This is a genomic window from Acinetobacter sp. GRABPA_MV_2 (genome assembly GCF_056725885.1).
On the sequence record NZ_JBWZNA010000019.1, the window covers coordinates 1 to 13,215 of the forward strand.

Here is a 13,215-nt window from a genome sequence, read left to right on the forward strand (position 1 = left end):
GCAAAGTTGCCTGTAATCATTAAACGCTGAATATGGTGAGCATAGCCATGTGCAAAGGTATTTCTGAAACACTCGGCCATACATGCCATTTTTGTATTACCCGTCCAGTAATATTGTGGCAGCGGCGTGCTGGCATGAAGGATATTTTGATCGCTATAGTCAGGCATAGATAACCAATATATTCCACGCACATATTCCCGCCACCCTAATATCTGCCGAATAAATCCTTCTACTGCATTTAAGGGAGCCTGTCTGCTGTAATAGGCTGTTTGAGCAGCGTCACACACTTCTTTTGGCAACAACAATCCACAATTTAAATAAGGTGAGAGCAGACTATGAAACATAAAATCTGAACCATAAACCATAGCATCTTGATAATCGCCAAAGTGAGGTAAGATGTTAGAAATAAAATGATCTAGAGCAAGTAGGGCATTTTGACGGGTAGTTGCCCATTGAAAGGAGTTGATATTGCCGATATGTTGTGAAAATTCTTTCTTGACCAGTTGAATAACATCTATATCAATTTGATCATGCTCAAAGGCTAATTTTGATGGCAAAGATGGATTGCCTAACCACGCTTTTCGATTGGCTTGATCAAAGTTCCATTGCCCGCCAACGGGTTGTTGGTCATGCATTAAATAGTGAGTTTGCTTGCGCATTTCTCGATAAAAGTATTCCATTCTTAGCGTTTTATATTTGTTTGCCCATCGCTTGAATTGTTCTACAGTATAAAAAAAGCGATCATCTTCTAGACACATAACAGGTAGTTTTAGCTTGTTAGCCCATGAAGTTTCGATTTCATGTTGTAAGCGATACTCACCGCATTGGGTAATGACGAGAGTATTCGCCGAGAAGTGTTGCTGCTGCAAAGCAATAAAGTCGACTAACTTTTTTATATGACTTTCGCGCTTAAATGTGTGATAACGGATTTTCCAGCCCTGTGCTTTTAATTCTTTTGCAAAGTGACGCATTGCACTAAAAATCAGCGCTATTTTTTGTGGATGATGAGCAACATAAGATGTTTCCTCAAGTACTTCAGCCATCAAAATAACGTCTTCATTTCGGTTTAAATACTTGAGCGTTGCGAGTTGGTGATTTAATTGATCACCCAGAATTAAACCAAATCGCATATTTTTGCTTCATGAGATGGAACTAAAACTAGTCTATATTTTCAGAGATCAATTTTATGTGAAGCAGAGCTTCTAAGTTCATCACGAGTCATTTAGTTATAAAGAGATAGACATAACTTAAAAGCATAACGCATGTGAATAAAATGTGATTTTAATCAAAAAGATACAAATTAAATAAATTGAAGGTGTTTGCCAATATGCGTAAGATTTTAAAAAAATATGTTTAAGCTTGATCCTTTTGAAGGAGCAATAGAGGCCATCGAAAGGTTCTTCACTCGAGTATATAAATGGATACCAACAACCTTCCTATTGCTTATATTTTTCAGCAGCAACAACTTTTGGTTGATGCGAATTTTAATCTACCTTGCCTTGAACAGCAGGAATATGATTTACATATACAAGCAGACCCTCTAGTAATAGCAAGAGATTTCCAAGAAAGCGAACTTATACCAAATGGATATCAGTTCATACCCATTCGCCAACTTTTACAGTATTGGACTAAACCGCAGTTTGAGCAGGCAAGTCGCGCTTTTCAGTTGCTAGAGTGGCGCCGTAATCATCAGTTTTGTAGTCGTTGCGGACATAAAACCCAGCAGCATAAGACAGAATATTCAATGACTTGTCCAGCATGTAATTTTAGTCAATATCCTAGGGTCAATCCTTGTGTAATTACCATTATTACGCGTGGTGAGGACGAGATTTTGCTGGCTAAAAATGCTAGAAATACGAGCCAGATGTACAGTTTAATTGCTGGCTTTGTCGAGGTAGGGGAAACACTAGAAGATGCTGTTCGACGTGAAACATTAGAAGAAGTTGGATTACACATTAAGAATATTCAGTATTTGGCGAGTCAACCATGGCCATTTCCGAGTAACTTAATGTTGGCTTTTAAAGCTGAATATGAAGCGGGCGAAATTGAAATTCAGGAGAAAGAACTTAGCGATGCTCAGTTTTTCAAATTTAATCAATTACCTGAAATTCCATTTAAGGGCAGTATTGCTCATGCAATGATTATGCACGTTATTCATGGCACACCTGTCGCTGATGATACGAAACAGTGGCTTTAAACTGAGATTCAGATATGGCTTTAATCTTATATTTTTAAATAAAAAAGCCATTGTCTAGACAATGGCTTTTTAGATTTATTTATTCTTCCGGATTCTCAATGGAATCTAATTTTTTAGGATTTAAATAGTCAAAAAGTACAAGCATTGCTGTAATCCAAATAGGGATCATCATTACTGACTCTTTGAAGCCTTGAGTCCACATAATATAGAGAACCACAGCAATAAAGGCTAAAACTAGGTAATTACTAAAAGGTGACCATAACGCTGGAAAAGATGTCTTAATATTCGCGTGCTTAACAAAGCGTCTATACTTCAAATGTGTAATTGATATCATTGCCCAGTTTAGAACCAGTGCACCAACCACAACATACATAAGATGTCCAAGAGCATCTTCAGGTACAAAGTAATTTAAAAGAACGCAACCAAAGATTAATAAAGCAGAAAGCAGAACAGCGGGAATAGGAACCCCTTGTTTATTGGTTTTTGCAAAAACTTTTGGTGCATTACCTTGTTGAGCGAGACTGTATAGCATACGGCTATTTGCAAACATCCCACTGTTATAAACAGATAGTGCAGCAGTTAAAATAATAAAGTTCAGTAAGTGTGCAGCCCAACCAATTCCCATTTGACTAAAAATCATAACAAATGGACTTTTGTCGAGACCGCCAAGATCTAATTGGTTCCACGGCACTAATGAAAGTAAAATTGCCAATGAACCGATATAGAAAATCAAGATACGGAAAACGACTTGGTTAATTGCTTTTGGAATCGTTTTTTTCGGATCTTTTGCTTCTGCTGCGGCCATACCAATCAGTTCGATACCACCAAAGGCGAACATCAAGAAAGCCAACATATAGAAGAGGCCGCTAAAGCCATTTGGAAAAAATCCACCATGAGACCAAAGGTTACTAAATGAAATATTTGAGCCTACATCTGCTGTAAATAGCAAATAGAGTCCAAAAACAATCATAGAGATGACCGCAGCAACTTTAATAATAGCGAGCCAGAATTCGGACTCACCATAAAATTTGACGTTTGTTAGGTTAATTGCCGTAATCACGACAAAGAAAAATAAGACAGACGTCCACGCTGGAATATGAGGCCACCAATAATTAATATATTTGGCCACTGCGGTGAGTTCACTCATCGCAACCAGAACATAGAGTATCCAATAATTCCATCCGGTTAAAAATCCGGGAAATTTCCCCCAGTATTTATACGCAAAATGGCTGAACGATCCTGCAACAGGTTCTTCAACAATCATTTCTCCCAGGTGGCGCATAATTAAAAAAGCAATTAAGCCACCAATGGCATATCCTAAAATAATGGATGGTCCCGCAGATTGAATCACTTGCGCCGAGCCTAAAAATAATCCGGTACCAATTGCTCCACCCATAGCAATTAATTGGATATGTCGATTTTTTAGTCCTCGTTGAAGTGTAGAAGATTCGTTGGTCAAAGGTCTTCACTCACTATGAATAAGTAAATTATTCTAATAGATGGAGTTATTTTAGCCTAGACTACAAATTAATAAGGCGTGACTGAAAAGTAATTGTAAAAAATATTTAAAATCATGATGTTGCTTTTAATATTTCTATTTCGAGTGAAAAGTACTCTAAAAAATATAATTTCAGATAGACTTTTTTTCTTAGATTTTGCTTAGATTAAGTCATTGCAAGCATATTGTTAAATTCACAAAATATACTCGCGTCAATACGATTGATGTATGAAGCAGATCGCTATCTCTTGGCCTTAAAACAATTTAAGATGCAGAGAAAGGTAAACAAGAATGCTTGTTTTGATATAGAAGAACATAATAGTAAGGATAACAGTTGATATGAGCTCAGTACCGCAAATTAAAATTCCAGCAACTTATATGCGTGGTGGAACGAGTAAAGGTGTCTTTTTTAAGCTTGATGATTTGCCCGAAAAAGCCCAAGTTGCAGGTCAAGCAAGAGATCAGCTCTTACTACGTGTAATTGGTAGTCCAGATCCTTATGGAAAACAAATTGATGGGATGGGTGGTGCCACTTCGAGTACCAGCAAAACTGTTATTCTCGCTAAAAGCACTCAGCCAGATCATGATGTTGATTATTTGTTTGGTCAGGTTTCAATTAATCAGGCTTTTGTAGATTGGAGTGGTAACTGCGGTAATTTAACCGCTGCGGTTGGCTCTTTTGCGATTTCAAATGGCTTAGTTGATGCCGATCGTATTCCAGAAAATGGCCTATGCACGGTTCGAATTTGGCAAAAAAATATTCAAAAAACCATTATTGCGCATGTGCCTATTACCAATGGACAGGTCCAAGAAACTGGAGATTTTGAACTGGATGGGGTGACTTTCCCTGCCGCTGAGGTCCAAATTGAGTTTTTAGATCCTGCCGATGATGGTGAAGAGGGCGGTGATATGTTCCCGACAGGGAATGTTGTTGACCAATTAGATGTTCCAGAGATTGGTAGTTTTCAAGCCACATTTATTAATGCTGGTATTCCAACCATTTTCTTAAATGCAGAAGATTTAGGATACGAAGGTACTGAGTTACAAGATCATATTAATAGTGACGCAACTGCATTGGCACGTTTTGAAAAAATTCGTGCCTATGGCGCAGTTCAGATGGGCTTAATTAAAGATATTTCAGAAGCAGCAGCGCGTCAGCACACACCAAAAATTGCTTTTGTCTCTAAACCAAAAAATTACACAGCATCAAGCGGTAAAAACGTTTCAGAGAATGATGTTGATTTACTGGTTCGAGCTTTGTCGATGGGTAAACTTCACCATGCCATGATGGGAACAGCAGCGGTAGCAATTGGTACAGCGGCTGCGATTCCAGGCACTTTAGTAAATTTAGCAGCTGGTGGCGGTGAGCGTGAAGCAGTACGTTTCGGGCATCCATCTGGGACACTACGTGTGGGTGCTCAAGCTGAACTTACAAATGGCCAGTGGGTTGTTAAAAAGGCCATTATGAGTCGTAGTGCGCGTGTGTTAATGGAAGGTTGGGTACGCGTTCCGGGTGACAGTTTCTAAAAGTTACTTAAGAATGAAAAAGCCTCTCCATTTTGTAGAGGCTTTTTTACCTAGGCCTTCGAAAACTCATCAAGTACTTTTCACAGTGAATCGTGTATGATGTAGCGCATGAATGCTTCATAACATTCAATAAAATTTCTCTACTGATTTTATCGAGGCGACTGTGTCATCACTCTCTCAAGTTAATGCGGATGTTTTAAAACAAGCTCAACAACGTATTCAACAAGATTTATTGACGACACTGGCCGCATTCTCAATTCCAGAGCCTTTAAAAAGTGCAGTTCACCATGCAGTTATGCTTGGTGGAAAGCGTGTGCGTCCGGCTTTATGTTATGCCACTGCCTCTTTACAGCCAAATCCAAATTTTGCTGCGGCTCGTCGTGCGGCGGTTGCTGTAGAGTTAATTCATTGCTACTCACTAGCGCACGATGACTTGCCTTGTATGGACAATGATTTACTGCGTCGTGGTCAGCCGACTTGTCATGTTGCGTTTGGTGAAGATACTGCTTTGCTTGCTGGTGACATTTTACAATCAATGGCTTTTGAGGTTTTAGGTAGCCGTTTGTTTGATGAACAAGGGCAGGGTACTGATGCTGCGATTGTATTAAAACAAATGCAGATTTTAGCAACTGCTAGCTCCAAAATGGTTTCTGGACAGGTTTTAGATTTGCAAGCTGAAGGCAAGCAAATTACTCAAGACGAACTTGAAAATATCCATCGTAATAAAACGGGTGCGCTCATTCAGGCGGCCATTATGATGGGTGCAGTGACAATCTTCTCTGGAACAGATCAAGCAATTCCAAAGTTACGTCAATATGGACAAACAATTGGACTAGCTTTTCAAGTGTTAGATGATATTCTCGATATTACTTCGAGTACCGAAACCTTGGGTAAAACTGCAGGTAAGGATGAACAAGTACAAAAATCGACATATCCAGCCCTAATGGGGCTCGAACAAGCAAAGGTCTATGCTAAAGAATTGCATGATCAAGCCTTTGAAGCCTTAGCGCATTTTGGTGACGATGCGAAAGAATTAGTAGATATTTCACAATTCCTTTTAGCGCGTACCAATTAATAATATTAAATCAATATTCATAACTTCTATTCATGTGAAATGAATAAGGGAGAAAAGAATGAATGGTGCTCAGCTTCATCAAACTGCAATTGAAATCGCGCGTAATCTTCCCTTTAGTCAACAGACCCATCCATTTGGGCCAGACTATGAAGTTTTTAAAATTTTAGAGAAAATGTTCATGTTGACCGCAGAAGTCGCTGGCGTCAAAATGGTTAATGTTAAATGTGATCCCTATAAAAGTCAGGAATATCAGGAACTCTATTCATTTATTATTCCGGGATATCACATGAATAAAAAGCACTGGATTTCGATTACACCGCATAAGAACTTAACAAGAGATTTACTTCAAGATTTAATTCGCGACTCTTATGATTTGGTTGTAAAAAAACTCCCTTTGAAAGATCAGAAAAGATTAAAAAACCAATAATATAAAAGATAAAAAACGGCGACATAGTAGTCGCCGTTTTGTTTTCAAATACTTATTTAAAGTAAACACATTAATTATGTTTTCCCATAATACCGCGAATTGTATTTAAAACATCGGCAGGTAAAACCACAGTTTTAGCATTGCTTGATTTCGCCATATCTTGCATCGCTTTCACATATTGTTCACCTAAAAGGTAAGCAACAGGAATCTCTTTATCACCAACCGCACTGGTTACCATTTCAATTGCTTTTTGAGATGCTTCTGCTAAGACCACTTGAGCTTCAGCATCACGACGAGATGCTTCTAAACGACCTTCTGCACTTAAAATAGCAGCCTGTTTCTCACCATCGGCTTTTGTAACGGCAGCACGACGTTGACGCTCTGCCGCAGCTTGCTCTTCCATAGCCGCTTGCATGGTGTGAGAGGGTTGAATATCTTGAATTTCAACAGTTTTTAAAGTAATACCCCAATCTGAAATATCATCAGAAATTGCAGCTTTGAGCTTGGCTTTAATATGATCTCGTGAAGACAATGCATCATCTAGATCCATTTCACCTACAATAGAACGTAACGAAGTTTGTACAAGGTTTTGAATCGCCCATGTATAGTTTTCAATACCATAGACCGCTTTTTCTGGTGTGGTTAAATTAATGTAGGCCACTGCATTCATTAGTAATACGGCGTTATCACGTGTAATTACTTCTTGAGATGGAATATCAAGCACAATATCTTTCGTGGTAATTTTATATGCCACTTCATCTACATAGGGAATCACAAAATTAAGCCCAGGATTAAGGGTCGAATGGTATTTACCTAAACGTTGAACAATCCACTTATAACCCTGAGGAACAATACGTACCCCTTTAAAAATGGTGACAGCCACAAAAGCCAAAAAAGCTAAAACAATAATAGTACCGACTGGCATGAAAATACCCTCTCTTTATCTTTAATGTTTATGAAGTACCGTGGGACTGGACAATTAAGTCATTACCCGAAATATCAATAACTCTCACACGATCACCGACTTTGACCGGATTAGTGCTTCGACAGTTCCATTCATCAGCCCCTAAAATAGGCATTGGAAAGCGAACAATAATTTGATCATGATCAAGGCCAGTTTGAATCACCATACCAATTTGACCAATAGTCGCTTCACGGGGTAATCCCGCTTTAGTTTTATCAATTGATAATGGTTTAATAAATTTGAACCAAAGAATGGTGCATAGCACTGACAGAACTATCCACAATACAATTTGCGTTGTGAGGCTAATATCTGGAAATAACCAGTAGAGAAAGCACACCATAATGGCGGCAATACCAAACCAAAGCGCGGCAAAGGCGGGTAGAATCAGTTCGGAAAGAATAAGTAATATACCCAATACAAACCAGTGCCAAGGTTGTATAACAAACTCCATAGATCTGCTCTTTTATATATCTTTATGATGGGTAAAAGTGACTTAATATCACTTTTACCACTGTAGCAGATGATGGGGAGTGTGGATAGAAAAAAACCACCTCAATTAGAATTTAGGGCGTGGTGCAGGCTTAAATGCAGCTGGAGATTTTTTGAAGTTTGCAATTGCAGTTTCAACTTGGCGTATTTGCGCTTGAGCAGCTTTTTCACCTTCCAAAATTGCCTGATTACTTGATTTGAGGTCAAGAGTACCTAGATGCCCAACTTTAGGTTGAATCACTACATTAGCTTGCTTGAGTTCTTCATTAATACTTTGTTGACCCATGATATTAATGGTTTGATCAAGTAGTCCCCACATATTGGCTGGGCGATTCCCTGCTGGACGTGCAGAAATATCAACTGCAATCACAATATCTGCACCCATATCACGAGCTGTTTTAACTGGAATAGGACTAACCAATCCACCATCGACATATTTCTGTTTGCCAATAGTTGCCGGAACGAACACGTTGGGAATACTGCACGATGCACGAACTGCTTGCCCTGCATTACCTTTAATAAAGTCAGCTTTTTGACCATTATCAAGGCGTGTTGCAACCGCTGCAAAACGAATGGGGAATTTCTCAATTGGTTTGTTACCCACGTTACGGTTCACGTAGTCCTGTAACTTTTGTCCGAGAATAATACCCTGACGGTTAAGCGTTAAATCACGGATGTCTGACTCTTGTAATTTCAAAGCCAGACTTTGCAATTGATAAGGCGTTTGTCCACTTGCGTAGATACTTCCAACAAAGCTACCGGCACTGGTACCTGTGACAATTTTAGGTTTAATTCCGTGAGACTCTAAAACCTTGATTACACCAATATGTGAAAATCCTTTTGCTCCACCGCCACCTAAAGCAAGTGCAATCACAGGTTCACGGGCTTTCATTGAGGTTGTCGGTGTTGGTGTTTTGCTAAATTTATCACAGCCAAATAGTGCTAGAGAGATAAATCCAATACTGGCAAATTGAGCAATTTTCATCTTTAAAAATAATCTACATCGAGATAAATGAAGAGGGCTCATAAGACCAGATTTGTTCATTTTTTACTAGGTTTTTTTCACTAGATTTTGTAAAGGTTCAGCAAGCCAATTACGATTTTTCGGTGAAATTTTTCCTTCATAACGCTCAAAAATCTTTTCTAAATCTTCCTCATAGTTGCCACTTGGATTTAGGTGACCTAAGCAGTGAATAGTCTTGTGGTCATAATCAAAAGAAAACATCACAATGGGAATATGAGCTTTTGCAGCAATATGGTAAAAACCACTTTTCATTTTTTTTGCTTTCTTACGTGTACCTTCGGGCGCCATTCCAATCCAGATCTTGTCATAGTTTTGAATGGTTGCAACGACTTGCTCAGTAAGTCCATTGGCAGTGTCACGTTTAACTGGAATGACTCCAGCCCAATCTAAAGCTCGTTTAAACGGTGGTTTAAAAAGGGCATCTTTACCTAGTACCGTAATTTGAATACCTAATCCAAAAATTGCAAGAAAGCCATACCATCCATCAATATTGGAAGTATGAGGGGAAATAATTGCCACTGCTTTTGGAAAATTAGGAACTTCGCCTTCAATTGTCCAGCCTTGCGCTAAAAAAAGTTTTTTAAATAGTGCTCGGCTTAAAGCAGTACCGCGTTGAGGCACCAAATCAGGTAAATTAGGGAAATGTTGATCCATATTTTTTAAATTTTAACTTGTCCTAGTTTTATCTTAATCTTTTGAAATATATGCTTCATTGGCAAAATGTAAGAACAAAATGACATTTGATGTTATTCCTCATTAAACAAATAAAAAGTAGGTTTCTATGGTGCGGCAGCAAAATCTTTATCTTCTGCTATTTTCCTTATATTGGGCACAAGGACTGCCTGTCGGGTTCATGACGCATGCTTTACCTGTGATCTTAAGGGCAGAAGGAGTATCCCTCGCCCATATTGGTGGCTTTGGCTTATTAATGTTGCCGTGGTCAATCAAGATTTTTTGGGCGCCTTGGGTCGACCGACATGCACTTTCCCGTCTAGGGCACTACCGTAGTTGGATTTTACCTACCCAGTTTCTGACTGTGGGGGTGCTGTGCATTTTGTCTTTTTTCCCCGTTCAAGCTTTAGATCAACCTATTTATTTATTCGCCTTTTTTATTTCACTTCTTTTTATGAATTTAACAGGAGCAACACAAGACATTGCTACCGATGCTTTAGCAGTCAATTTGTTGAAACATGACCAGCAGCATTGGGGCAACACATTTCAGGTGATTGGTTCACGCTTAGGATTTATTGTGGGGGGAGGCGCCGTACTTTGGTGCTTAGACTGGTTAACATGGCAACCCACTTTTTTGCTATTAGCAACCTTAGTATTTTTAAATACTTTACCTATTTGGTTATTTAAAGAACCTCAACATACTTCTCGTTCAAAGCACGAGCTCAAACTTAATCAACTAAATCTAACCACAAAAATTAAGGCTTATTTGAGTTACTTTTCTCAAAATAAAGAACTCCGTTCTTGGTTAGTGGTGCTGATCACTTTTAAAGTAGCAGACGGCTTAGCTGGGCCATTACTCAAACCTTTAATGGTGGATATGGGGCTAAGTTTTACCCAAATTGGTGTTTATATCACGATGCTAGGTGCAGTAGCCGCACTCGCTGGGGCGGCAATTGCAGGAGGAGTGCTTAAGTACTTTTCAAGACCAATAGCATTAATTGTTTTTTCAGTTTTTAAAATTATGAGTCTAGGAGCCTATGCTTATTTAGCCTATGCCTATGAACAAAAAAATCAGTTGAATGTCTGGTTTATCTATACAGTCAATGCTTTAGAAGATGCATTCTCGGCAATGCTGTTAGTGGTTATGTTGACTCTAGTCATGTATTACAGTCGAAAAGAATATGCGGGGACAGATTTTACGTTTCAGGTTTCAGTCATGGCGACTGTGAGTGGTCTTCTTTATAGTTTTAGTGGGGTGATTGGAGATGTGCTCGGTTATTTCCATTATTTGATAGCTATTGTCATTATTGGAGTGCTCAGTTTACTGCCTATTTACCTCTGGAAACATGCGAAACTACAAGAAAAATAAAGTTAACTAAATGAAATAAAGAAACTTAATGTCGATTAAGTATTAATCTAAGTATGCTCTAATACATTTGTCTATGTTTCTTAAAATGTATATTTTTAGCTATTTTAATGCTCAATTAATTGTGCCATCTTGTTTGAGTAGCAAATGGAAGCTAAAAGGAGAAAAAATGGATTTGGATAACAATAAAAATCATGTGAATCAATCAAAATGGACAGAAAAATGTTCAATTAGATTGGTTATTAGCCTAAAGTCTAAAAAAGAATAATGAAATAACGATTTAATCATTCTATAAGATAAGAGAGTTGTGTAGGATTCGTTACAACATGAAGTTAAGGTAAAAATCTGTAAGACAAAGTATGTTTTTTATGTCTTTGGTTATCGGTTTTTAGTCTTGCACAACGTTGAAATTGGTTTTGGTTGCGGTAATAAAATTAATGTAACCAATGTGGAGGAGAGTTGATTTTTTAGCCCCTAATTTAATGGCGTAAATCAACTTGGCATGGATAGGCAACATAAAATATATTTTTAGGAGTTTTTGATGGATCTATTCCTTAATCGTAAATCTTTCGTTATTAAAAGTTTAGCTCTTACAGTAACAGCTTTAATGATGAGTGGGGCACATGCTGCGACTTCCGACAAAGCGGAAATTCAACAGCTTCGTAAAGAAGTTGAAGCGCTTAAAGCTTTAATTCAAGAACAACGTCAAGTTCAGCAACAACAACAGCAAGTACAGCAGCAACAGCAAGTACAGTTAGCAGAAGTTAAGGCACAACCTCAAGCTGCTGCGCCAGTTTCACCTTTAGCATCATTAAAGTCTAAAGCGGGTGCTGATGTGAACCTCTATGGTTTTGTTCGTGGAGATGCTAACTATATTATTGAAGGTGCAGATAATGACTTCAATAAAGTAGCTGAGTCAAAAGGTGAAGCGACTGATAAAATTCGTGCTACAGCGAAAACGACTCGCCTTGGTTTAGATTTTACTGCTCCAGTAAGTAATGCCAAAGTAGGTGGTAAAATCGAGGTTGACTTTGCGGGTACGAATGATGGATTACGTATTCGTCATGCTTACTTAACGTATAACAACTGGTTGTTTGGTCAAACAACTTCAAACTTCTTGTCTAACCATGCACCAGAAATGATCGATTTCTCGACAAACATTGGTGGTGGTACAACGCGTGTTCCACAAGTACGTTATAACTATAAACTTGGGCCAACAACTCAATTGTTTGTAGCTGCTGAAGAAGGTGATAGCACTGGTCTTTCTGGTACAAAAGATGCAGATGGTGCTTGGGTAAATGACAGTATTAAATATAGCTTACCAGTCTTAACTGCCAAAGTAACTCAAGGTTATGCTGATGGAAAAGGTAATGCTTCAGCTCGTGCATTAGTTGAAAACTATAAATCAAAAGCTGGTGGTGACAACCAAACTGGTTGGGGTGTTGCTGTTGGTACCGACTTTAAAGTAGCAGATCCTTTAAAACTCTTTGCTGATGCATCATATGTGGTAGGTAATAGTAATTATCTATACGGTAGTAATAAGGCCTATACAATTGTAGATGGTGATATTGAGCAAAATGAATTTGTAGCTGTACAAGTGGGTGGAACGTATAAGATTTTGCCTAACTTACGTTCTACATTAGCGTACGGTGCTCAGTTCTCTGATGATGGTACTGATTATGCTAAAGCATATGCAGCAGGGAATGAAAAAGTTCAGCAAGCATGGATTAACTTTATCTATACACCAGTTAAACCAATTGATTTAGGTGTTGAATACGTAAACGGTAAACGTGATACATTTGATGGTAAGTCTTACAAAGATAACCGTGTTGGTTTAATGGCTAAATATAGTTTCTAAAAACAATATTTAGTTAAAAGCTCACAAGACGAGGTTAAATTTAACCTCGTCTTTTTATTATACAAAATTTAAAAAAGTAGCATGTATTAAGGTCTTTGAATTAGATCATTTTTTATTT

General features: G+C 38.2%; 13 protein-coding genes. 7 read left to right on the forward strand and 6 right to left on the reverse strand.

Annotated elements, in window-relative coordinates; translation table 11 throughout:
- Window positions 1-1,130: cryptochrome/photolyase family protein (locus ACXM0J_RS14965; protein ID WP_479750620.1), on the reverse strand; the 1,130-nt coding region annotated here is incomplete at its 3' end.
- 287 nt (window positions 1,131-1,417) lie between these two features.
- On the opposite strand from ACXM0J_RS14965, the gene nudC reads away from it, so the two are divergent.
- Window positions 1,418-2,197, forward strand: coding sequence for an NAD(+) diphosphatase (nudC, locus tag ACXM0J_RS14970; RefSeq protein WP_086265297.1), 780 nt, complete (start codon window positions 1,418-1,420; stop codon window positions 2,195-2,197).
- A 79-nt stretch (window positions 2,198-2,276) separates the two neighbouring features.
- On the opposite strand, the gene ACXM0J_RS14975 is transcribed toward nudC, so the two are convergent.
- Complete coding sequence (locus ACXM0J_RS14975; RefSeq protein WP_031946772.1) at window positions 2,277-3,656, reverse strand: amino acid permease; 1,380 nt, start codon at window positions 3,654-3,656, stop codon at window positions 2,277-2,279.
- 378 nt (window positions 3,657-4,034) lie between these two features.
- On the opposite strand from ACXM0J_RS14975, the gene prpF reads away from it, so the two are divergent.
- The 3 genes from prpF to ACXM0J_RS14990 all read left to right on the forward strand — a co-directional run bounded on the left by prpF (window position 4,035) and on the right by ACXM0J_RS14990 (window position 6,724).
- Entirely contained in the window at window positions 4,035-5,222 is a 1,188-nt protein-coding gene (prpF, locus tag ACXM0J_RS14980) for a 2-methylaconitate cis-trans isomerase PrpF (RefSeq protein WP_086265298.1), read from the forward strand.
- A 163-nt stretch (window positions 5,223-5,385) separates the two neighbouring features.
- Window positions 5,386-6,297 carry a polyprenyl synthetase family protein gene (locus ACXM0J_RS14985; protein WP_032006512.1) on the forward strand — a complete coding sequence of 304 codons (912 nt, stop codon included), beginning with the start codon at window positions 5,386-5,388 and terminating at the stop codon, window positions 6,295-6,297.
- A 58-nt stretch (window positions 6,298-6,355) separates the two neighbouring features.
- On the forward strand, window positions 6,356-6,724 hold the full coding sequence (locus ACXM0J_RS14990) for an MmcQ/YjbR family DNA-binding protein (RefSeq protein ID WP_086265299.1): 369 nt from the start codon (window positions 6,356-6,358) through the stop codon (window positions 6,722-6,724).
- Window positions 6,725-6,794: 70 nt separating this feature from the next.
- Here the strand turns inward: ACXM0J_RS14990 and ACXM0J_RS14995 are convergent, their stop codons facing one another.
- The 4 genes from ACXM0J_RS14995 to ACXM0J_RS15010 all read right to left on the reverse strand — a co-directional run bounded on the left by ACXM0J_RS14995 (window position 6,795) and on the right by ACXM0J_RS15010 (window position 9,855).
- Window positions 6,795-7,649 carry an SPFH domain-containing protein gene (locus ACXM0J_RS14995; RefSeq protein ID WP_032006515.1) on the reverse strand — a complete coding sequence of 285 codons (855 nt, stop codon included), beginning with the start codon at window positions 7,647-7,649 and terminating at the stop codon, window positions 6,795-6,797.
- Window positions 7,650-7,677: 28 nt separating this feature from the next.
- Window positions 7,678-8,139 (reverse strand): NfeD family protein, encoded by a 462-nt coding sequence (locus ACXM0J_RS15000; protein ID WP_086265300.1) that lies wholly within the window; start codon window positions 8,137-8,139, stop codon window positions 7,678-7,680.
- 105 nt (window positions 8,140-8,244) lie between these two features.
- Complete coding sequence (locus tag ACXM0J_RS15005) at window positions 8,245-9,162, reverse strand: patatin-like phospholipase family protein (RefSeq protein ID WP_014207516.1); 918 nt, start codon at window positions 9,160-9,162, stop codon at window positions 8,245-8,247.
- A gap of 66 nt (window positions 9,163-9,228) precedes the next feature.
- On the reverse strand, window positions 9,229-9,855 hold the full coding sequence (locus tag ACXM0J_RS15010; protein ID WP_069141422.1) for a lysophospholipid acyltransferase family protein: 627 nt from the start codon (window positions 9,853-9,855) through the stop codon (window positions 9,229-9,231).
- Window positions 9,856-9,982: 127 nt separating this feature from the next.
- Between ACXM0J_RS15010 and ACXM0J_RS15015 the strand changes: the two genes are divergently transcribed.
- The 3 genes from ACXM0J_RS15015 to ACXM0J_RS15025 all read left to right on the forward strand — a co-directional run bounded on the left by ACXM0J_RS15015 (window position 9,983) and on the right by ACXM0J_RS15025 (window position 13,097).
- Complete coding sequence (locus ACXM0J_RS15015; protein ID WP_213034423.1) at window positions 9,983-11,242, forward strand: MFS transporter; 1,260 nt, start codon at window positions 9,983-9,985, stop codon at window positions 11,240-11,242.
- A gap of 73 nt (window positions 11,243-11,315) precedes the next feature.
- The gene (locus tag ACXM0J_RS15020; RefSeq protein WP_086265301.1) at window positions 11,316-11,507 is read left to right on the forward strand and encodes a hypothetical protein; all 192 of its coding nucleotides are present in this window, start codon (window positions 11,316-11,318) and stop codon (window positions 11,505-11,507) included.
- Window positions 11,508-11,780: 273 nt separating this feature from the next.
- Entirely contained in the window at window positions 11,781-13,097 is a 1,317-nt protein-coding gene (locus tag ACXM0J_RS15025; protein WP_086265302.1) for a DcaP family trimeric outer membrane transporter, read from the forward strand.
- Window positions 13,098-13,215 lie beyond the last annotated feature (118 nt).